At 41.9% G+C, this 21,420-nt stretch carries 18 protein-coding genes; 10 read left to right on the top strand and 8 right to left on the bottom strand.

The window, feature by feature from the left end:
• Nucleotides 1-11: 11 nt before the first annotated feature.
• The 4 genes from PL9631_RS20805 to PL9631_RS20790 all read right to left on the bottom strand — a co-directional run bounded on the left by PL9631_RS20805 (nt 12) and on the right by PL9631_RS20790 (nt 4,139).
• Complete coding sequence (locus tag PL9631_RS20805) at nt 12-956, bottom strand: ATP-grasp domain-containing protein (RefSeq protein ID WP_083623333.1); 945 nt, start codon at nt 954-956, stop codon at nt 12-14.
• Nucleotides 957-972: 16 nt separating this feature from the next.
• The gene (locus PL9631_RS20800) at nt 973-1,206 is read right to left on the bottom strand and encodes a hypothetical protein (protein WP_083623332.1); all 234 of its coding nucleotides are present in this window, start codon (nt 1,204-1,206) and stop codon (nt 973-975) included.
• 58 nt (nt 1,207-1,264) lie between these two features.
• Nucleotides 1,265-2,518 carry a glycoside hydrolase family 10 protein gene (locus PL9631_RS20795; protein WP_083623330.1) on the bottom strand — a complete coding sequence of 418 codons (1,254 nt, stop codon included), beginning with the start codon at nt 2,516-2,518 and terminating at the stop codon, nt 1,265-1,267.
• Nucleotides 2,519-2,597: 79 nt separating this feature from the next.
• Nucleotides 2,598-4,139 carry a bifunctional aminoglycoside phosphotransferase/ATP-binding protein gene (locus PL9631_RS20790; protein ID WP_083624273.1) on the bottom strand — a complete coding sequence of 514 codons (1,542 nt, stop codon included), beginning with the start codon at nt 4,137-4,139 and terminating at the stop codon, nt 2,598-2,600.
• A 172-nt stretch (nt 4,140-4,311) separates the two neighbouring features.
• Between PL9631_RS20790 and PL9631_RS20785 the strand changes: the two genes are divergently transcribed.
• Nucleotides 4,312-5,313, top strand: a complete 1,002-nt coding sequence (locus tag PL9631_RS20785) for an adenosine kinase (protein ID WP_083623329.1) — start codon at nt 4,312-4,314, stop codon at nt 5,311-5,313.
• 169 nt (nt 5,314-5,482) lie between these two features.
• Here PL9631_RS20785 and PL9631_RS20780 read toward each other — a convergent pair whose 3' ends face one another.
• The 4 genes from PL9631_RS20780 to PL9631_RS20765 all read right to left on the bottom strand — a co-directional run bounded on the left by PL9631_RS20780 (nt 5,483) and on the right by PL9631_RS20765 (nt 11,577).
• The gene (locus PL9631_RS20780; protein WP_083624272.1) at nt 5,483-6,067 is read right to left on the bottom strand and encodes a 50S ribosomal protein L25/general stress protein Ctc; all 585 of its coding nucleotides are present in this window, start codon (nt 6,065-6,067) and stop codon (nt 5,483-5,485) included.
• Nucleotides 6,068-6,189: 122 nt separating this feature from the next.
• The gene (locus PL9631_RS20775) at nt 6,190-7,200 is read right to left on the bottom strand and encodes a dihydroorotate dehydrogenase-like protein (RefSeq protein WP_083623327.1); all 1,011 of its coding nucleotides are present in this window, start codon (nt 7,198-7,200) and stop codon (nt 6,190-6,192) included.
• A 154-nt stretch (nt 7,201-7,354) separates the two neighbouring features.
• Nucleotides 7,355-10,999 (bottom strand): pyruvate:ferredoxin (flavodoxin) oxidoreductase, encoded by a 3,645-nt coding sequence (nifJ, locus tag PL9631_RS20770; protein WP_083623326.1) that lies wholly within the window; start codon nt 10,997-10,999, stop codon nt 7,355-7,357.
• 344 nt (nt 11,000-11,343) lie between these two features.
• On the bottom strand, nt 11,344-11,577 hold the full coding sequence (locus tag PL9631_RS20765; RefSeq protein WP_083623324.1) for a HypC/HybG/HupF family hydrogenase formation chaperone: 234 nt from the start codon (nt 11,575-11,577) through the stop codon (nt 11,344-11,346).
• 404 nt (nt 11,578-11,981) lie between these two features.
• Between PL9631_RS20765 and hoxE the strand changes: the two genes are divergently transcribed.
• The 9 genes from hoxE (at nt 11,982) to PL9631_RS20720 (ending at nt 21,404) form a co-directional block, all read left to right on the top strand.
• Nucleotides 11,982-12,521 (top strand): bidirectional hydrogenase complex protein HoxE, encoded by a 540-nt coding sequence (gene hoxE, locus PL9631_RS20760; protein ID WP_083623322.1) that lies wholly within the window; start codon nt 11,982-11,984, stop codon nt 12,519-12,521.
• 254 nt (nt 12,522-12,775) lie between these two features.
• On the top strand, nt 12,776-14,392 hold the full coding sequence (locus PL9631_RS20755; RefSeq protein ID WP_083623321.1) for a NuoF family protein: 1,617 nt from the start codon (nt 12,776-12,778) through the stop codon (nt 14,390-14,392).
• A 261-nt stretch (nt 14,393-14,653) separates the two neighbouring features.
• On the top strand, nt 14,654-16,303 hold the full coding sequence (gene hcp / locus PL9631_RS20750) for a hydroxylamine reductase (protein WP_083623319.1): 1,650 nt from the start codon (nt 14,654-14,656) through the stop codon (nt 16,301-16,303).
• 140 nt (nt 16,304-16,443) lie between these two features.
• Nucleotides 16,444-17,160 carry a bidirectional hydrogenase complex protein HoxU gene (hoxU, locus tag PL9631_RS20745; protein ID WP_083623317.1) on the top strand — a complete coding sequence of 239 codons (717 nt, stop codon included), beginning with the start codon at nt 16,444-16,446 and terminating at the stop codon, nt 17,158-17,160.
• Complete coding sequence (locus PL9631_RS20740; protein ID WP_083623316.1) at nt 17,148-17,696, top strand: NADH-quinone oxidoreductase subunit B family protein; 549 nt, start codon at nt 17,148-17,150, stop codon at nt 17,694-17,696. Before hoxU ends, PL9631_RS20740 begins: the two co-directional genes overlap by 13 nt.
• 138 nt (nt 17,697-17,834) lie before the next feature.
• Entirely contained in the window at nt 17,835-19,265 is a 1,431-nt protein-coding gene (locus PL9631_RS20735; RefSeq protein WP_083623314.1) for a Ni/Fe hydrogenase subunit alpha, read from the top strand.
• Between the two features lie 146 nt (nt 19,266-19,411).
• Nucleotides 19,412-19,675 (top strand): (2Fe-2S) ferredoxin domain-containing protein, encoded by a 264-nt coding sequence (locus tag PL9631_RS20730; protein ID WP_079678621.1) that lies wholly within the window; start codon nt 19,412-19,414, stop codon nt 19,673-19,675.
• Between the two features lie 10 nt (nt 19,676-19,685).
• Nucleotides 19,686-20,186, top strand: coding sequence for a PAS domain-containing protein (locus tag PL9631_RS20725; RefSeq protein ID WP_083623312.1), 501 nt, complete (start codon nt 19,686-19,688; stop codon nt 20,184-20,186).
• Nucleotides 20,187-20,237: 51 nt separating this feature from the next.
• On the top strand, nt 20,238-21,404 hold the full coding sequence (locus tag PL9631_RS20720) for a SpoIIE family protein phosphatase (protein ID WP_083623311.1): 1,167 nt from the start codon (nt 20,238-20,240) through the stop codon (nt 21,402-21,404).
• Nucleotides 21,405-21,420 lie beyond the last annotated feature (16 nt).

Here is a 21,420-nt window from a genome sequence, read left to right as displayed (position 1 = left end):
TAACCATAGTTTCATGATTCACTGTCCTTTACTCTGTTTAATCGATTAATAGCACGAACAATAATTTCTTGAGCTACATTAATTCCCGTCGCTTCTTCAAAAGCTTTCCATTGAGGAGAGCGATTGGCTTCTAAAATGTAAAGTTTTTCCTCAAAATCTCGAACTACATCAACGCCTAAAATGCCCCTTTGACTCACATTATTAACAGCCAAATTAATCACATCATCTGCATCGGTTGCTATAAAATTTCCACCCTGTGCAGCATTAGCAGCTATGGCTCCAAGTTGAGCTATTTTTTTAACTAATCCTAAAGACTGACCATCAACAATCATAACACGATATTCTGATTTGATTCTGACAAACTCTTGAAAAAGTATGGGCTGATTTCGTTCTTGATTATCTTCAAAAAACTTTTTAGCATATTCTATTGCCTCATTCAAGTTATTTAAAAGTTCTACACCTTCACCACCTCTTCCATCAATAGGTTTGACAATTAGAGGAAATTGTTGATTATCAAATTCAGAGATTAATTGAGTTGCACCCTCAAAACTAGCAGCAATATAAGAGCTTACACCAACCCCTTTTTCATGACGGTTAACTGTTGTTAAAAGCTTAGAAGGTGAATTTCCTTGAAATCGATCTACAGGATCGAATACATCACAACCGCAACTATCTAAAACTCTCGCTAAAATTGAAGTAGCTTTTTCATAAAGTTTGACTCTTCTAATTATTAAAGTTGATAAGTTAGTAATATCTTTTCCTTTCAGACTGACTATCGGTTCCTTTTGGCTTCTAATCAATTTATAATTCACTTCAGATGGATGAAAAACTAAAACATCATCATAGTATTTTTTCCCTTCTTCATAAAGTTTAATAATTTCATAACCAGCAGACTCATATTTTTCCTCTTGATTATATTTTAATCTTGCACAACATATTCCTAAAACTTTGCTCATAGTTTTTTACCAATATCTAAGATATATCTATTATACTTGATGAAGTGATTTTTAGATAATCTCTAGCTAACTCACTCCATGCAGCTAATTCGTTATCACCAGACTTGACTCTCCATTTAAAATCATTCCAATGCAAATACCTTCCTTGGGAATCTGTTGCTCCATATTTCCCAAGTAACGGTAGAAATTTTTCGGGTTCAACCTCTTGTAATAGCAAAATGAGAGGTTTAGGAACTCTAATTCTTGCCATAGAGAGTATTTCTCCCTCAATTCTATTCTTTTAGTTTATCCCATTTTAGTCAAATTCATTAATCTGAAAATAAGGTTTTAAAGCTTTGGCGACGATATCGGGGAGAGTCGGGAGTGAAATAACTCCAGAGGGTTTCCCAATAAAAAAATGAGATTCCATCAAAGCCGCGATCGCGCACAACTTTCATTTGTTTTTCAATTTGTTCCATGGGTACAGGATGTCTTAATGTTCCACTTAATAACCCAATAACTACCGGAACTTTACGTCTAGCAATTTGAACAGATTCGTGGTCTAATTCTGAAGTGAATTTTACCAAACTATCTCGATAAACCTGTAAAATAATTTCATCCACTAATCCTTTATTGACCCAAGTTAACCAATCTTGTAAATACATTTCATAGGTATATTCATAGGGATTAGGGGATAGGGAAACAATACAATTGGGTTTAACAGTTTTAACTTTTTTAACAATGCGTTCAACTAATGCCGTGATTTTATTAGCCCTCCAACTGCGCCATTCTTGATCATAATAATTATTGGGGGGAGATTGACCATTATGTTCTTTTTTATAGAGTTTAATGGTATATTCATCATAACCAAATTCCACAGGAAGACCGAAATGATCATCCAGTTGAATCCCATCAATCTTATATTTAATCACAACTTCTAAAATCAAATCTTCAATAAACTGCTGGACTTGGGGATGAAAGGGATTTAACCAGACATTTTGAATCGTCATCGCTTCTAAAATTTGATTCACAATCCAGTTTTTAATTTTAGTTTGATAGGAAACATCCTCGGAATTTCTTAAGGGTTCTAACTCTTTTTCGCCTTTCTGAGTTTGGGCAATCCAGTCGGGATGTCGTTGTACAATAGCAGAGTTTTTAGGCGCCATAAACCCATATTCAAACCAAGGAATTACTTTTAATCCTTTTCTGTGTCCTTCTATAACAATTTTTGATAAAATATCTCCCCCCAATTGCGTTATATTTAATAGGGAATCTTGAGAACGACCCATGACTCTTTTCCCCACTGCACTTTTATAAAAGGTGTTTCCTCGGTTCCAAACAACCGGATAAATGGTATTAAATTTGAGTTGGGATAATTGGTCTAAGGCGCGATTAATTCCCCAAGGGAAAAATAAGACTCCACTACTAACATTTGTTAACCAAACCCCTCTAATTTCATTTGGTATAATCACAATCGGTTGGGGGGATGTGGGCGGAATTAAAAGGGCGATCGCTAAAATTAATGATACAATTACACTGGAAATTCCATAGATAATTAAGCTAGTTTTTTTTCTTAATTTCATTATGATTAAGGAAGGAAACACAAAGGCACTAAGACACAAAGAAAGGGATTATACTCGCAACTTCAAACACTAGATTATTTTAATATAATTTCTTCCATTGCTGATCAATATTTTGGGTTGTATCAATGGTAGTAAGATAGTTTTTTTCGGAATCTGTAAAAGGTTGAGAGGTAGCCCGTTGAGAGGTTAATAGATCAACTGTGGCGTCAGAAATATCTCCCTGACGTTGTTGTAAACGTTCTTGTAAAATATCCATGGGTGCGGTACATTCAATGATTTGTAGCGGTAATTGATGGGTATGACAGGTTTCTATGACTTCTTCTCGTCGTTCTTGTTGCTCATATTTGGCATCTAAAATGACCCAAAATCCTTGTTTTGCTAATAATAATCCTAATTCTAATAACCGTTTATAGGTCTTGTCGGTCATCTCTGGAGTATAAATTTCTTCTCCTCCTGACTCATGGAGAGGAACATGGGCTAAATGCTTTCTAACTGCATCAGAACGAATATGAATCGCATTTAATCTTTTTGATAATTGCCGCGCGGTTGTGCTTTTTCCTGACCCCGATAACCCCGACATCATCACCATTCCCCCTGAAGATCTGCGAGTATATTGCCAAGCTAATTTATAATATTGAATTGCTTCTTGCTTGGCTATTTCTTTTTGTTCTTCACTAATGGCTGAATCATCTAATATTAAGGAATTAACTTTAGCTCTGACATAGGCTTGACGGGTTAAATAAAAGGGTAATAATTGTAATCCTTCCCAGTCTCCAGTTTGTTCGATATAAGTATTTAAAAAGCGATTTCCTAAATCAGCCCGTCCCCGTGCTTCTAAGTCCATAACCACAAAAGCCACATCATAAATTACATCAACAAAGCGAAATTCTTGATTAAATTCTATTCGATCAAATAGTAATATTTTCTCTTGATAAATACAGATATTTTTTAAATGTAAATCCCCATGACATTCTCGAATCCATCGATTTTGAATCCGACTTTCAAACACAAGTTGATGGGTTTCAAAAAATCTATCTGTATATTCTTTAGTTTGTTCATATTGGTCTTGGGTTTGACAACAGCCAATATATTTTTCTGTTTTTAGATAGTTTCCATCAATGGAATGACGAACTTGAGCAATTTCTCCAAATTTTAAAATATGATCATTGGTTGGACAATTGAAATGAAAATCAGCCACGACGTTTCCTAAATCCTCCATTTCTTGTTTTGTTAATTTATCCTGAGTAAATAAATTAATGAATAAGTTGTCTTGAGGAAATTGGCGCATTTTTAAAGCATATTCAACGGCATGATTTTGATTATTATCAAATTGAAAGCGATCGCCTATTTCTATGATCGGTAAAACTTCTAAATATAATTCGGGTGCCTGTTGTTGATTCAGTTGCAATTCTTGTTCGCAAAAATAGCGTCGTTTCTCTAAGGTCGAATAATCTAAAAATCCAAAATCAACGGTTTTTTTGATTTTATAAGCATATTCTCCCGTTAACAGAATAAATGAAATATGAGTTTGTAAAAGTTCAATCGGTTCCTGTACCGGATGAGAATAAAAATCCGGTTCTAACATTTGTTGAATCAGGCGAGGAAGTTCAGAGTCAGTCATATTTAAAAAAGATAAAAATGAATTGAATTTTGCGGGAGAAAGGCTAATTAGTTGAGTCTTATTTTTATTATCTCTGGAAAAAACCAAATTCTCAGGATTTGAAAATAAAAGTTACAGAAAATTTGCTATGATCAATCATTGAATTGTTCAAACCGTTTTACAGAAATAGTCAATGACAGAACCCAAATCCTTTAATGTCTTTGGTGTGGGAAATGCCCTCCTCGATATTTTGGCATTAGTTGAGGATAATTTTATTCAAAGCCATGACCTCAACCGAGGCGCCATGACCCTGATGGATACCGTCAAACAGGGGAAATTATTACAACAATTAGAAAACCATTCCCTAGAATTACGCTGTGGGGGTTCGGCTGCAAATACCATGATTGCGATCGCCCAAAGTGGCGGTACGGGCATTTATTCGGGTAAAGTGAGTACGGACACCAATGGCGAATTTTATCAACAGGATATGGTCGCCGCCGGAATTGGGTTTGAAATTGAACCCACCGACAGTAGCCACGGGCCAACGGGAACCTGTTTGGTATTAACTACCCCCGACGCAGAACGCACCATGTGTACTAATTTGGGGGTTTCTACAACTTTATCCGTGACGGATATTAATATTGATCATTTGAGTCAGTGTCAATACAGTTATATTGAAGGCTATTTGTGGGATGCACCCGAACCTCGCAAGGCTAGTATTGAAACCATGGAACAGTCCAAACGCCTAGGGGTAAAAGTGGCGTTTACCTTTTCCGATATGTTTTTAGTGGGACGGTTTGGGGATGATTTTCGCAGTGTTTTAACTGAATATTGTGATGTGTTGTTTTGTAATGCGGATGAGGTGCGCCACTTCTGCGGTAGCGAAGATTTAGAGGTTTGCGCCCGTCAGTTAGGAGAAAAGGTTAATTTTGTTTTTATTACGAATAGTGATAAAGGCTGTTTAGTGGTGGAAAACCAAACCCTAATTCACGTCCCGGGGTTCCCGGTGAAACCCGTGGATACTGTTGGGGCGGGAGATGCCTTTGCAGGTGGGGTATTATATGGGCTCACCAACGGTTTAACCACCACCCAAGCCGCCCGTTGGGGAAATTATCTCGGTTCCCAAATCGTGCAAATTCATGGCCCCCGCCTACCCGAATCTCAACAGGAGAAATTAAAGGAAATTATTAATTAGGCTCTGGGGTGAGAGTTCAGGGTTCAGAGTCCAGAGTTCAGAGTTCAAAGTTCAGAGTTCGGGGTTATTCACAAGCGAGGACATTTATTCCCCTGCCTCCCCTGCCTCCCCTGCCTCCCCTGCTCCCCCTGCCTCCCCTGCTCCCCCTGCTCCCCCTGCCTCCCTAAAATTAAGCCTCGGCGTCGCCTTCCTCACCCCGCTCAGGATGAATGATGCTAACAACAACTTGTTCGCCATCACCCGTGGCTTTAACTCCATCAGGTAAGTTAATTTCTCTAATGTGTAGGGCTTGACCTTGATGTAATTCTGTCACATCGACATCAATACGGGCCGGAATATTACCCGGTTCGCACTCAATTTCCAATTCAGAGAGGACGACATCTAACAGACCGCCTTCAAATTTAACCCCAACAGATTCGCCCACGAAATGCAGACGAACAGAAACGGTTAAACTCTCTTGTTGAGCCACAGAAAAGAAGCTCAGGTGATAGGGAAATCCTTTCCAAGAATGTTTTTGCACTTCCCGCAGTAGGGTTTTGCCACTCCAAGAGATATCAGGAATATTCAGTTGAATTAGAGCCTGGTTAACAACGTTCTTTTTGAGTAGGTTTTCTACGGTTTTCGCCGGAATCGTAATACTAATGGATTCTGCCCCTTGATGGCCATACAGCACCGCCGGAATTAATCCTTGACGACGCAAAGCATTGGGTTTAGAGCCTTCTGGTCGTTTTTGACCTTCAATTATAATTTCCATGAGGTTTCTTTTGCTTAGAGTAAAACACTGAAAAATTTTTAGCCAAACTGTCATTGTACCAAAATTTAGCCAAATCGCCATAAAAAATCCTCCCCTGACGAAAGGGAGGACTGGGGTGGGGTCTAAACTAAACTATGATCGGGTTGATAGGATGTAATTGTCTTCATATATTGGGCGCGTTCATAAGCTGATTCATCCTCACAATGGAGTTGCGACATAGAACCCTGCATTTGTTTAATAGAATCATATTCGTGTTCTTCCATCCAGTTTTTCATATCCTCCTCCATGACTTTAATATAATTAAAACCATGGCGTAATAAGGTAGAACAAACCTGGGTAATTTTTGCCCCCGCCATCAATACTTTAATCGCATCATGACCCCTTTGAACGCCACTGGTACAGGCTAAATCCGCATTAATTCGACCATATAAAATTGCAATCCAACGCATCGGTAAACGCAGGTCATGGGGACTACTTAAAATCGTTCCCGGTTCAACAATTAATTCCTCGGGGTTAATATCTGGTTGCAGAAAACGATTAAATAAAACCAAACCATCGGCCCCCGCATCACAACATTGTTTAGCCATATTCGCCATATTGCTGAAATAGGGACTCAGTTTTAAAGCCAGAGGAATGGTAACTTCTGCCTTAACATCTCTAATGGTATTTAGATAGTTTTGTTCGATTTGTTCTCCAGTTAAATTAAAGTCCGTCGGCACATAATAAATATTTAATTCAATGGCATTTGCTCCCGCCTGTTCCATCAGTCGAGCATATTCCACCCAACCCCCCGGAGAAAAACCATTTAAACTAGCAATAATCGGGATATTGGTTGATTCTCTGGCCTGACGAATATGTTCTAAATAAAGTTCTGGCCCGACGTGGTATTCATCGGGTTCGGGAAAATAACTTAACGCTTCTGCAAAGCTATTAGTTCCGTATTCTAAATGATGATGCAATTCAAATTTATCCCGCAGTAATTGTTCCTCAAATAAGGAATGCAAAACCACCGCCGCCGCCCCGGCATCTTCCAAACGTTTAATATTATCAATATCCTCCGATAGCGGTGCAGCAGCCGAAGGAACAATCGGGGTGCGTAAATTTAATCCTAGATAAGTTGTGGTTAAATCCATTGTTTTTAGTCCTAGGTTTGCAAATGGTATTGGGGGGCTAGAAACCGGGTTTCTTTTCCTAGATTATGATCATAACTAACAGTTAGTTAGAAACCCGGTTTCTGGTGTTTCTGGTTTAGTAGTTAGAAACCAGGTTTCTAGTTTTTGCTCTTGTTTATACAGAGGTGGTTTCCGGTGGTGTCCCTTCCGAAGTTGGGGCAGGTTTCGTCTCAGAATGCCCATTACCACCCTTAGTTTCTAACGGACGCGCGGCCATGTATTCATACATTTTCCACCGCGTGCTCACGTCCTGTTGCGCTTCTTGTAATAACCGTTTGGCGTCGGCGGGTTTGCTCTTGGTCAACATTTTGAAACGGTTCTCCGCATACATCGACGCCTCAACGGGTTTCTTGGGTGATTTAGAATCCAAAATTAACGGGTTTTTGCCTGCTTCCTTCAAATCTGGGTTATAGCGATACAGTAACCAACGACCGCTTTCCACCAGTTGTTTTTGATGACTCATGGCCGTTTCCATGTTAATTCCGTGGGCAATACAGTGGGAATAGGCAATAATCAATGATGGGCCGTCATAGGCTTCCGCTTCCAAGAACGCTTTCAGGGTATGTTCATCCTTGGCCCCCATCGCCACACTTGCCACATAAACGTTCCCGTAGGTCATGGCAATCAGGCCCAGGTCTTTCTTAGCCGAGGGTTTACCACCAGCCGCAAACTTAGCAACGGCCCCCCGGGGGGTAGCTTTAGAGGACTGACCGCCAGTATTGGAATAAACCTCCGTATCCAGAACTAGAATATTGACGTTACGGCCCGTGGCAATCACATGATCTAGGCCTCCGTAACCAATATCATAGGCCCAACCATCTCCCCCAATAATCCAAACGGATTTTTTCACTAAATAGTCGGCCAAACTGAGTAACTGTTGGGCGTCGGGGGAATTAAGTCCTTGAAGTTTTTCTTTGAGTTGAACAACCCGTTGCCGTTGTTCCCAAATATCGGCCTCGGATTTTTGGGCGTTATCGGTAATTTGGGTAACTAAATTATCCCCAACCTCACCGCCCAGTTTGTGTAACAATTCCAGGGCAAACCCGGCGTGTTTGTCAATGGACATTCGGAACCCTAAACCGAATTCGGCGTTATCTTCAAATAAGCTGTTAGACCAGGCGGGGCCACGACCTTCGGCGTTGGTTGTCCAGGGCGTGGTGGGTAGGTTGCCGCCATAAATAGAGGAACATCCGGTGGCGTTGGCGACGATCATCCGATCGCCAAATAACTGACTGGCTAACTTGATATAGGGGGTTTCGCCACAGCCACCACAGGCGCCGGAGAACTCAAATAACGGCTCTTGCCATTGTTGTTGCCGGATCATGTCTGGCCGTAATTTTAGGCGATCGGGGTTGGGAATGCCGAGGAAAAAGTCCCAATTCGTCGCTTCTTGTTCCCGCAGGGGTAACTGGGGTTCCATGTTGATCGCTTTTCTCGACGGCATGGATTTATTTTTGGCGGGGCAAACATCCACACAGATGCCACATCCGGTACAGTCTTCCGGGGCGACTTGAATTGTGAATTTTTCCCCGGTAAAGGTTTTATCCTTGACGTCGGTAAATTTGAAACTGGTGGGGGCGCTTTCTAAGACTGCCTCATCGTAGGCTTTACCCCGAATGGTGGCATGGGGACAAACCATGACGCATTTACCGCACTGGATACAGACATCCGCATCCCAGACGGGGATATCCTGGGCGACGTTGCGTTTTTCCCATTTGGAGGTTCCGGTGGGATAAGTACCATCACAGGGTAGTTTACTGACGGGTAAATCATCCCCCCGTCCGGCGATCATCATGCCTTCAACTTCTTTAACAAAGGTTGGGGCTCCGACGGCTACGGGTTCGGCCCGCCGTAGGGCACTGTTGGCCTGGGCAACGTTGACTTCATATAGGTGTTCGAGGGTATCGTCAACGGCCTTTAAGTTTAAGCGAACAATTTCTGCTCCTTTCTTGCCATAGGTTTTTTCGATCGCTTTTTTAATTTTGGCGATCGCTTCTTCCCGAGGTAATACTTTGGCTAAAGCAAAGAAACACACCTGCATAATGGTATTAATGCGGTTCCCCATCCCACTATCCCGGGCGACTTGGTTGGCATTAATTACATAAAACTTGATATTTTTTCTGACAATTTCTTCTTGAATTTCTAAGGGCAGATAGTTCCAAATTTCATCGGGGCCGTAGGGACTATTTAAGAGGAAGGTTGAACCTTCGGTGGCACATTGGAGAACGTCTAATCTTTCGATAAATGTCCATTGATGGCAGCCGATAAAATTAGCTTTACTAATTAAATAAATCGACCGGATCGGTTCGGGGCCAAAACGCAGGTGGGAGACGGTCACCGCCCCGGATTTTTTGGAGTCATAAACGAAATAACCTTGGGCATAATTATCGGTTTCTTCCCCAATAATTTTGATCGAGTTTTTATTAGCCCCTACAGTACCATCGGCCCCCAACCCATAGAACATTGCCCGCACCACGCTATCGGCTTCGGTGGAGAAATTCGGATCGTATTCTAAGGAGGTGTGGCTAACATCATCATTAATGCCAATGGTAAAGTGATTTTTGGGTTTAGTTTGGGCTAAATTCTCAAAAATACTCTTAACCATGGCGGGGTTAAATTCTTTAGAAGATAACCCATAACGTCCACCTACTAAGGCTTTAAGATTTTTAATCTTAGCTTTAAGGGTATCGTTATCTCCTAACATCACCTCTTGAACGGCCGTAACCACATCTAAATAGAGGGGTTCCCCACTAGAACCGGGTTCTTTTGTGCGATCTAAAACCGTGATCGCTTTTACTGTTTCGGGCAGGGCAGCAATTAATTGTTCCCCATCCCAAGGTCGATATAATCGAACTTTTAATACCCCTAATTTTTCTCCTTGGGCATTCAAATAATCCACGGTTTCATGGACGGTTTCACAACCTGAACCCATGAGAATAATCACCCGTTCTGCATCGGGGGCACCGTGATATTCAAATAGTTTATAATTACGTCCCGTCAACTGCCCCAATTTATCCATCGCCCGTTGCACAATTTCGGGGGTTTTATCATAAAAAACGTTAACGGTTTCTCGGCCTTGGAAATAAACATCGGGGTTTTGGGCCGTTCCTCGCAGGACGGGACGGTCGGGAGTTAAGGCGCGGTTCCGGTGTTCATAAACGTATTTATCATCGATTAGTTCTCGGATATCACTATCCTCTAAAAGTTCAATTTTTTGCACTTCATGGGAGGTACGAAATCCGTCAAAAAAGTGAATAAACGGAATCCGAGATTCTAGGGTGGCTGCTTGGGCAATTAAGGCCATATCCTGAGCCTCCTGCACCGAAGCGGAACACAGAAGGGCGAACCCCGTGGCCCTAGCGGCCATGACATCACTATGGTCGCCAAAAATCGATAACCCTTGGGCGGCTAAGGAACGGGCGGCCACTTGGATCACCGCACAGGTTAACTCTCCGGCAATTTTGTAGAGGTTGGGGAGCATTAACATCAACCCTTGGGATGCTGTAAAAGTGGTGGTCAAGGAACCCGCTTGTAGGGCTCCGTGTACGGCCCCGGCTGCTCCCCCTTCACTTTGCATTTCCACCACGGCCGGGACGGTTCCCCAGAGGTTTTTATCCCCCACGGAAGCCCAGGCATCGGCCCATTCTCCCATGGGTGAGGAGGGGGTGATCGGATAAATGGCGATCACCTCACTCAAACAATAGGCAACACGGGCAACGGCTTCGTTCCCATCGAGGGTGGCATAATTTTTTGTATTCATTCTTGAAATTCCTCTCTTTAATAAAAATTTGATGCGATCGCCCGCTTTTCTACAGAATTATTGTGGTAATTTACGCGCCGGAATTCATCCTTGCTGATGTTGAGTTTGAATTTACAATAATTGTAGTTCTGTAGTTAAACGGACAGAATTTTCCTTAACAATTAATTCAGCTTTCTCTAATGATCTCCGTCGTTGTTGAATTGAGAATTTCTCAGGTTAAATCCTAATCGAGATTAAAACCTCCTTAAGTTTTGATTAAGAATTTTTGAGGTCTACGTTCCTTGAGTTATTGCTTTAGATCATCTAATAAAAATGGCAGAAAGTGGATCACAGCTTAACGTTTTTTAACTTATTACCGCCATTTGTTCTAAGTCTGTTAAGGTTTGTTGCGCGGCTTGTTCATCCACAATACTCAAAGCAAAACCCACATGAACAATCACATAGTCACCGACTTGAACCTCTGGAACATAGGCCAAGTTGATCTCTTTGACCATTCCACCAAAGCTAACTTTGCCGACTTTTTCCAAGGGGTCATCCCCGGAAATACTCAATAATTGACCTGGAATCGCTAAACACATCAGTACACCTAAAAATGTTACATTTATTGAAGCAAGGACAGAAAACTGATGGAACATCCAGGGAATTTATTCGAGCGGGGATTGTCCCACTATTTCAGTCCGATCCATGCTACATCCATTATTAACCCAGGTTGATTAATTCTTTGCTTTATCTTAATACTTTTTTCCCTAAATTAGCAGTAGACTTACAATTTAGGTGAGAAGTTGGAACCCAACCAAGAATCATCGAGATAAACAACACAATCGTTGTTTATAGAACTCTCAACCTAGTCTATAATCCTTGAGTCCCCCAAGGTTCATGATTAAATTTGCGACCCTTTTTTGGTGAACTGAACCCAACTTTTCTGAAGGTATCTTTGATTACAAAATGAGTGACACCCACATCATTAGTAGAGAACAGAACTATGCAATCTTCTACGGTAAATACTGCAAAAACTGATAAAGCCAAAGCTGAAGCCACAAAAGGAGGCGATAAACGGTTTAAAGTCCTCGATATGACCATGAAGCGCAACCAATATCGTCAGGACGCTTTAATTGAAGTGCTACATAAAGCCCAAGAATCCTTTGGCTTTTTAGAAGAAGATGTTCTAATTTATGTGGCCAGAAATCTGAAACTTCCCCTCAGTTATGTCTATGGAGTCGCCACCTTCTATCATTTATTCTCCCTCAAACCCAATGGCGCCCATACCTGTGTAGTTTGTTTAGGAACAGCTTGTTACGTTAAGGGGGGCGGGGATGTCTTAACCGCCTTAGAAGCTCGAACCGGAATTAAAGCTGGGGAAACCACCGCCGATGGTCAAATTTCGATTATGACCGCCCGTTGTATTGGAGCCTGTGGTATTGCTCCAGCCGTGGTTTTTGATGGCAAAGTCGCCGCCCAACAGACACCGGAAATGGCTTGTGAGCGGATGGCGGCATGGGAATCAGAGGAAGTAGGGGAGTAGGGGAAGGGGAGGCAGGGGGAGCAGGGGGAGCAGGGGGAGCATGGGGAGCAGGGGGAGCATGGGGAGCAGGGGGAGCATGGGGAAACCCCATAACCCATAACCCATTACCTTCGCATCCTAAACCCATAACCCATAACCCATAACCCATAACCCATTACCCATTACCTATTACCCATTACCCATTACCCATTACCTATTACCCATAACCCATAACCCATTACCCAAAACCTACGATATAGAGGAAAACAGAAATTATGGAATATAGCGAATTATTAGAATTGGCTGAGAAGGAACAAAAATCCCAAAAACCGATCCGGGTTCATTGTTGTACCTCAACCGGATGTGTGGCCTCAAATTCCTTGGGTGTCAAAGACCAAATGGATGCGGCAGTGAAAGCCGCTGGACTGGAGGAGAGGGTGCAAGTGGTCGGGGTGGGTTGTATGGGATTTTGTGGCCGGGGGCCAATCGTTGAAGTCGAACCCGCCGGACTGCAATACGAGAAAGTCACCCCCGAAGAAGCCCCATCTATTATTGAAGCCCTGAATGGGGGAGAAGCCAAACCCGTCCTCGGCGATCGCAACCATCCCTTTTTTAGTGGTCAACTGCTAATTGTTCGAGAAAATAGCGGTAAAATTGACCCGGAAAAAATTGGCGAATATATCGCCGTGGGTGGATACCAAGCCCTGCATCATGCCGTTTATGAAATGAGTCCGGCCGAGGTGGTGGCGGAAATTACCAAATCCGGGCTACGGGGCCGGGGCGGGGCCGGATATCCCACCGGATTAAAATGGGCCACCGTTGCCAAAATGCCCCCGGGACAGAAATATGTGATCTGCAACGCCGATGAAGGAGATCCCGGTGCTTTCATGGATCGGAGTGTGTTGGAAAGTGACCCCCATCGGATTTTAGAAGGCATGGCGATCGCCGGGTATGCCGTCGGTGCGACCCAAGGCTATATTTATGTCCGGGCTGAATATCCCCTGGCCATCTCCCGTCTACAAAAAGCCATCCAACAGGCCAAACGTCAGGGAATTTTAGGTAGTCAAGTCTTTGGGTCGGGAATAGATTTTCGCATCGATATCCGGGTAGGGGCGGGTGCCTTTGTCTGTGGGGAAGAAACCGCCCTGATTGCTTCCATTGATGGGGGACGCGGCACTCCTCGCCCTCGCCCACCCTATCCCGCCGTTTCCGGTTTATGGGGGGAGCCCACCCTAATTAATAACGTCGAAACCCTGGCCAATATTGCCCCGATTATTAAAAAAGGCAGCGACTGGTTTTCCGGCATTGGGACAGAAAAAAGCAAGGGGACTAAAATTTTCTCCCTCACGGGCAAAATTCGCAATACTGGTTTAATTGAAGTCCCCATGGGGATTAGTTTACGCAAAATTATCGAGGACATGGGCGGCGGTATTCCCGGCGGGGTGAAGGTGAAAGCCGTGCAAACTGGAGGGCCATCGGGCGGTTGTATTCCCGCCGAACATTTAGATACCCCAGTAGATTATGAATCCTTGGCCCAATTAGGATCTATGATGGGTTCAGGGGGCATGGTGGTGCTCGACGAAAACACCAGTATGGTGCAAGTTGCCCAATTCTATATGGAATTCTGTCGGGGGGAAACCTGTGGAAAATGTGTTCCCTGCCGCACTGGAACGGTTCAACTGTATCAAATGTTAACCAAAATTCTCAATAAACAAGCCACCACCGCAGATATTGAGAAAATGAAACTGTTATCGGAAATGGTCAAAGCCACCAGTTTATGCGGACTCGGACAAACGGCCCCCAATCCGGTCTTGAGTACGTTACGTTATTTCCCAGAGGAATATGAGGCATTGTTGCAACCCGAAGAAAGCGGACGGGTTTCGGGGTCTTAACCTTCGGTGAACATGAGGCGGTTTCTATAGCAATCCGTGCCGAGGTTGTAACATTTCAATACTGATATGAAACAGTCAGAAGTGTGATCCCTATTCCCTATTCCCTTGTTACTGAGCGAAGTCGAAGTATTCCCTTTTGCTCAGGAATTTTGAACACAACTCGAATAGGATTGCTATATCTGCAATGGGTGACGATATTGTGGTCAACACAGATAAAATTCACCCCTTGTATCCCATACTTTCAAGTAAGGATCATAAAAAATGTTTTGCGAACAATGTGAACAAACCGCCAGTGGAAATGGCTGTCATCAATGGGGGGCCTGTGGTAAAAGTCCAGAAGTTAATTCAATCCAAGATTTATTAGTCTATTGCTTACGCAGTATTGCCCCCATTGCTTTAAAAGCCTATGAGCTAGGGATTCCAAATCGAGAAATTGATCGTTTCACCTGTGAATCGATGTTTTCTACGATGACTAATGTTAACTTTAGTACCAAGCGATTTGCTGACTCGGCTCAACAGGCTTTACAATTTCGGGAAACCTTAAAACAAGCGGTGGAAAGTAAAAGTCCTACCCCAATTTCCTGGCCGGAAATTTGTAATTATCAGCCGGATTTTGAGGAGAATTTATCGGAACAGGGACAACAGTTTGCCTTAGATTTAATTCAAAAAGCCAGTGGGAATATTGATATCTATTCCCTGCAATTAACCACCATTTATGGCATCAAAGGATTAGCCTCCTACGCCTTCCACGCCTATGAACTGGGTCAAGAGGATGAAAAAATTTATCAGTTCATCTATGAAGCCTTAATTGCTTTAGATCGGCAGGATTTGGACTTAAATGCCTGGGTCGGTTTAGCCTTAAAAGTGGGAGAAATGAACCTCCGGGCGATGGAATTATTAGACGCCGGACATACCGGACATTATGGACATCCAACCCCGACAACGGTTCCCTTAAATCATCGTCAAGGTAAGGCGATTTTAGTCTCGGGACATGATATTAAACAGTTAGAAGCCCTGTTACAACAAACCTTAGATACGGGGATTACGGTTTATACTCATGGGGAATTATTACCCGCCCATGGATATCCGATTTTAAAACAAAAATATCCCCATTTGTTCGGACATTTTGGCACAGCATGGCAGAATCAAACCAAAGATTTTGCTAAGTTTCCCGGGGCAATTGTGGTGACAACAAATTGTTTAATGCCGCCCCATGAAACCTATGATAAAAAATTGTTTACTCTTGGGCCAGTGGGCTATCCAGGGTTAGGCTATTTACCCTCCGATGCTGATGGGATTCCTGATTTTACTCCAGTGATTCAAGAAGCGCTAGAACTCCCCGGCTTTTTGGATGATGAAACCCCCCGGGAAGTGAAAACCGGATTTGCCCATAATGCGGTTTTAAGTGTAGCTGATCACGTCGTTGAAGCGGTTAAAGCTGGCAAAATTCGTCACTTCTTTTTAGTTGGCGGTTGTGATGGGGCCAAACCTGGACGGAGTTACTATACAGAATTTGTGGAAAAAGTTCCCCAAGATTGTGTTGTCCTCACCTTAGCTTGTGGAAAATTCCGCTTTTTTGATAAAGAATTAGGTGAGATTGGTAACATTCCTCGATTGATGGATGTGGGACAATGTAATGATGCTTATTCTGCCATCCAAATTGCTTTAGGATTAGCCAAAGCTTTTGATATTGGTGTGAATGAATTACCCCTGTCCATGATTTTGTCATGGTATGAACAAAAAGCCGTGGCGGTGTTATTAACCCTGTTATATTTAGGGATTCAAGACATTCGCTTAGGCCCCACTTTACCTGCTTTTATTTCTCCGAATGTGTTCCAATTACTATCGGACACCTATCATCTGAAAGCAATTTCAACCCCCGATGAAGATTTAGCCGCTTGTTTAGCTTAAATATTGGGTGGGCGTTTGCCCACCTTTACCCCAAAAAAATCCGTAGAAAATATTAGAAAAAACTGCTACAATGAAACCAGATACATCTTAAAGTTAAAGGATTAAATTTGATATTTAAACCTGAGAGGAGATAAAGAATTATGTCCGTAAAAACCCTAGTTATTGATGGAATTGATGTTGCCGTTGAAGAAGGAACATCCGTACTCAAAGCCGCCGAAGAAGCCGGGGTAAAAATTCCTAAACTCTGTCATTTAGACGGGGTTTCCGATGTGGGAGCTTGTCGGTTATGCCTAGTAGAAATTAAAGGAATTAATCGTTTATTACCGGCTTGTGTTACCGAAGTTGCAGAAGGTATGGAAGTCTGTACCCAAACCCCCCAACTGCAAGAATATCGACGCATGACCGTTGAGTTATTATTCGCAGAAGGAAATCATGTTTGCGCCGTTTGTGTTGCCAATGGTAACTGTGAATTACAGGACGTTGCGATTGAAGTGGGCATGGATCATAGCCGTTTTCCCTATCGCTTTCCTGAGCGAGAAGTAGACATTTCTCATAGTAAATTCGGCATCGATCATAACCGTTGTATTATGTGCACTCGGTGTGTCAGAGTTTGTGCTGAAATTGAAGGAGCCCACGTCTGGGATGTCGGATATCGGGGAGCCGCAGCTAAAATTATTAGTGGTTTAAATCAACCCTGGGGGGATGTAGATGCTTGTACCTCCTGTGGTAAGTGTGTGGATGCTTGTCCCACGGGTTCAATCTTTAAAAAAGGCACCACTACGGCAGAAATGCAACGGGATAGTGAAAAACTAGAATTCTTAGCAGATGCAAGAGGGAAACATCAATGGACAAGATAAAATTTGCTACGGTTTGGTTGGCGGGATGTTCCGGTTGCCATATGTCGTTTTTAGACTTAGATGAATGGCTATTTGATCTCGCGGAAAAAGTCGATGTTGTCTTTAGTCCGGTGGGTTGTGACATCAAAGAATATCCTGAAAATGTGGATGTTTGTTTAGTGGAAGGAGCCGTGGCTAACGAAGAAAATTTAGAGTTATTGTATCAAGTTAGAAAACGGACTAAACTCTTAATTTCCTTTGGAGATTGTGCGGTAACAGCTAACGTTCCTGCCATGAGAAATATGTTAGGTAGTACGGAACCTGTCTTAAAACGCTGTTATTTGGAACTCAGTGATATCGGGGCTCAATTACCGAATGAACCGGGTATTGTGCCTGAACTCTTAGAGCGAGTGCGTCCGATTCATGAATTAGTTGATATTGACATCTTTTTACCCGGATGTCCTCCATCTTCCGATAGAATTAAAGCCGCGATCGCTCCTTTATTAGAAGGGAAAAAACCCGTGATGGAAGGACGGGAAATGATCAAATTTGGTTAACCGTTGTTGCGCTTAAGCGCACCCGAGGATTCAAATTCCAACCCTTAATTTCCATCCTCAAATCTAAAAAGATGCGCTGAAGCGCAACAACGGGATAGAAAAGTTCAAGCTAAATAACAAACTACAGAGGTTAAAAATATGTCTAAAACCGTTATTATTGATCCCGTGACTCGGATCGAAGGTCATGCTAAAATATCTGTCTATTTAGATGATGCGGGAGAAGTCGAAAATGCCCGGTTTCACGTCGTAGAATTTCGCGGTTTTGAAAAATTCTGCGAAGGACGACCGATGTTTGAAATGGCTGGAATTACCGCCCGAATTTGCGGAATTTGCCCCGTGAGTCACCTCCTAGCTTCAGCCAAAACTGGCGATAAAATCCTCGCAGTACAAGTCCCTCCAGCCGGGGAAAAACTGCGCCGGATGATGAATTTAGCCCAATTAACTCAATCCCATGCGTTAAGTTTTTTCCACCTCAGTAGTCCTGATTTTCTATTAGGTTGGGATAGTGATCCAGCTAAACGAAATGTCTTTGGTTTGATGGCCGCTGATCCCGATTTAGCCCGGGCAGGAATTCGCTTGCGTCAGTTCGGACAAACGATCATTGAAATATTAGGCGCGAAAAAAATTCATGCGGCTTGGGCGGTGCCCGGTGGCGTGCGTTCTCCCCTTTCCGATGAAGGGCGAGAATGGATTATTGACCGCTTACCTGAAGCTCGACAAACCACGGAATTAGCTATTAGTATCTTTAAACGTTTATTAGATACGGAATTAAAAACCGAAATCGATGTTTTTGGCAAATTCCCCTCATTATTTATGGGATTAGTTGCCCCCGATGGTACTTGGGAACACTACGGCGGACACCTAAGATTTATTGATAGTAATGGAGAAATTGTCGCTGATGGTTTAAGCGAAGATAACTATCAAGACTTCCTCGGAGAAGCCGTTGAAAATTGGTCTTATCTCAAGTTTCCCTATTACAAACCCCTGGGATATCCCGATGGAATTTATCGGGTGGGGCCCTTAGCAAGATTGAATGTTTGTGACTGTATTGGTACGGAAGATGCCGACCGAGAATTAATTGAATTTCGTCATCGGGCGGGGGGACGAGTCGCCACTTCTTCCTTCTTCTATCATTATGCTCGTTTAGTAGAAATTCTGGCTTGTATTGAAGCCATTGAACAGTTAGTTGATGACCCGGATATCATCTCAAAACGGGTGCGTTCAGAAGCAGGTATTAACTGTTTAGAAGGGGTGGGCGTTAGTGAAGCTCCTCGCGGCACTTTATTCCATCATTATCAAGTCGATGATAACGGATTAATTAAGAAAGTTAACTTAATTATTGCCACCGGACAAAACAATTTAGCCATGAATAAAACCGTGACTCAAATTGCCCAACATTATATTCATGGAAATGATATTCCCGAGGGAATGTTAAACCGAGTGGAAGCCGGAATTCGGGCTTATGATCCTTGTTTAAGTTGTTCCACCCACGCCGTCGGTCAAATGCCTTTACACATCCAATTAATTCAAAAGGACGGAACAATTATTCAAGAAAAATACCGCCATTAATCCCACCGTTGTTGCGCCGTTGTTGCGCTTCAGCGCAATCTTAAGATCTCAAGCCCAACAACATTTTTCAATCCCGTTGTTGCGCTTCAGCGCAATCTTAAGGGCTAAAGCCCAACAACGGATTTATGATATTAGGAGGCAAAATAATGCCAAAGGAAAACTTATATTTATGTATGGGTTCCGCTTGTCATCAGCTTGGAGTGTATGAAGTGTTACCGAAATTGCAAGCCTTGATGAGTGAATATAATATTGATCACAAAGTTGAGCTAAAAGGCTCATTTTGTTTAGAAACTTGTAGTTCAGGAATTGTAATGAAATTTAAGGACTTACATTTTATTAATATTAGTCCTCAAAATATTGAAGATAGATTTTTGCAAGAAATTCTTCCCGCCATTAAAGATCAGAATTGAGATAAAAACTATGTTAGAAACAACTCAGAATCATCTCTGGCAACTTTTATGGGAATATGATCCTAACGGTTTAATTGCCGTAGATTCAGACTTGATGATTAAAGTTGTTAATCCGGCTTTTTGTAAACTGTTCAATGTTGAAGCGAGTCAAATTATTGGTCAACCCGTAACCGAAATTTTAGGAACAGTAGATCATTTTAAAACTGTTTGGGAAACTAATCAGGTAATTCGGGGACGGGAAACGGAATATCCTAAATATCATTTGTATATTCGAGAGTTTATCTTTCCCATTAAAGAAGAAAATATTATTGGCTGTATTATGAGCGATATTACCGCCGAAATGGAACGCAAAAAAGAAACGGATATAATCAAGGCAGAAACCGTTAAAAAAGTGAATGAAGTGGTTGATAATCAAATGAAAGTCGCTCAAGAAATTGCCGGGTTATTAGGAGAAACCACCGCCGAAACTAAAATTAGTTTACTCAAAATTATTGAAATGGTGAATCAGTAGACCATTAGAAATCGGGTTTCTATCTATTCCCTATATTTTAATAAAATTAATATGAATCAAGATAACTTTTTTGATATTTGTCACCTGAGTCTAAATAAAAAAGGCGAAGAACTTTGTGGTGACCAAGTTAAATTTACCAAAACCGGAACTAAAAGCACCATTGTTTTATCCGATGGTTTAGGAAGTGGGGTAAAAGCGAGTATTTTAGCCACCTTGACCACGGAAATTTTAATCACCATGTTAAATGCGGATGTTCCTTTAGAGGAAGTGATTAAAACCGTGATTGGAACCTTACCCATCTGTCAGGTGAGAAAAATTGCGTATGCAACCTTTACGATTATTTCTATTAATCATTTAACCAATGAATTTAAAGTGATTAATTTTGATAATCCTCCCATTCTTTATTTTAAAAAAGGTCGCATTGTTAAATTAGAAACCAAAATTGATCAGATTTTAGGAAAAAAAATTCAATATTCAGAAGGAACATTAGAACGGGGGGATTTTCTCGGGGCGATTAGTGATGGTATCCTTTATGCTGGGTTAGGGGATACGATGAATTTTGGCTGGGGTTGGGATAATATTGCGAAATACATGGAGAGAATTTTTATTAGTCAAGCGACTAATTCTCGAACAATTATTGAGCAAGTAATGTCTGAAACCCGTTCTTTATATCGGGAAAAAATTGGAGATGATGCAACTTTTGTGGGGGTTTATGTTAGAAAACCTAACCCAGTCATGATTTTTACTGGCCCGCCTTTAGATATTACTCAGGATGAATTGTATGCCGATAGATTATTAAATTTCCCCGGTAGAAAAGTAATTTGTGGCGGAACAACAGGAAATTTAGTGGCTAATTATATGGGAGAAACTATTGACATGGATATTGCAACCATGCGAAAAGATTTACCGCCCATTGGTAAATTAAAAGAAGTGGATTTAGTCACAGAAGGAATTTTAACGATTTCTAAAGCTACGGAAATCTTGAGAAAATGTAAGGGGGATATTGCCCGGTTAGCTTCTGATAATAATGGCGCGGTTTTATTGGCGCGGGAAATTATCGAAGGTGATTCTATTTATTTTTTAGTGGGTCAACAAATTAATGAGTTTTATCAAAACCCTTTATTACCTAAAAATATTTCAATTCGTCGCAATTTAATAGAAGATTTAGTTCAGTTACTTCGTAGTCAACAAAAGGAAGTTCTGATAGAATATTGTTAATTATAAATATATAAAA

This window comes from Planktothrix paucivesiculata PCC 9631 (assembly GCF_900009265.2).
Lineage (GTDB): Bacteria > Cyanobacteriota > Cyanobacteriia > Cyanobacteriales > Microcoleaceae > Planktothrix > Planktothrix paucivesiculata.
The sequence above is the reverse complement of the archived record's forward strand: the minus strand, read 5'-3'. Positions and strand labels throughout refer to the sequence as shown.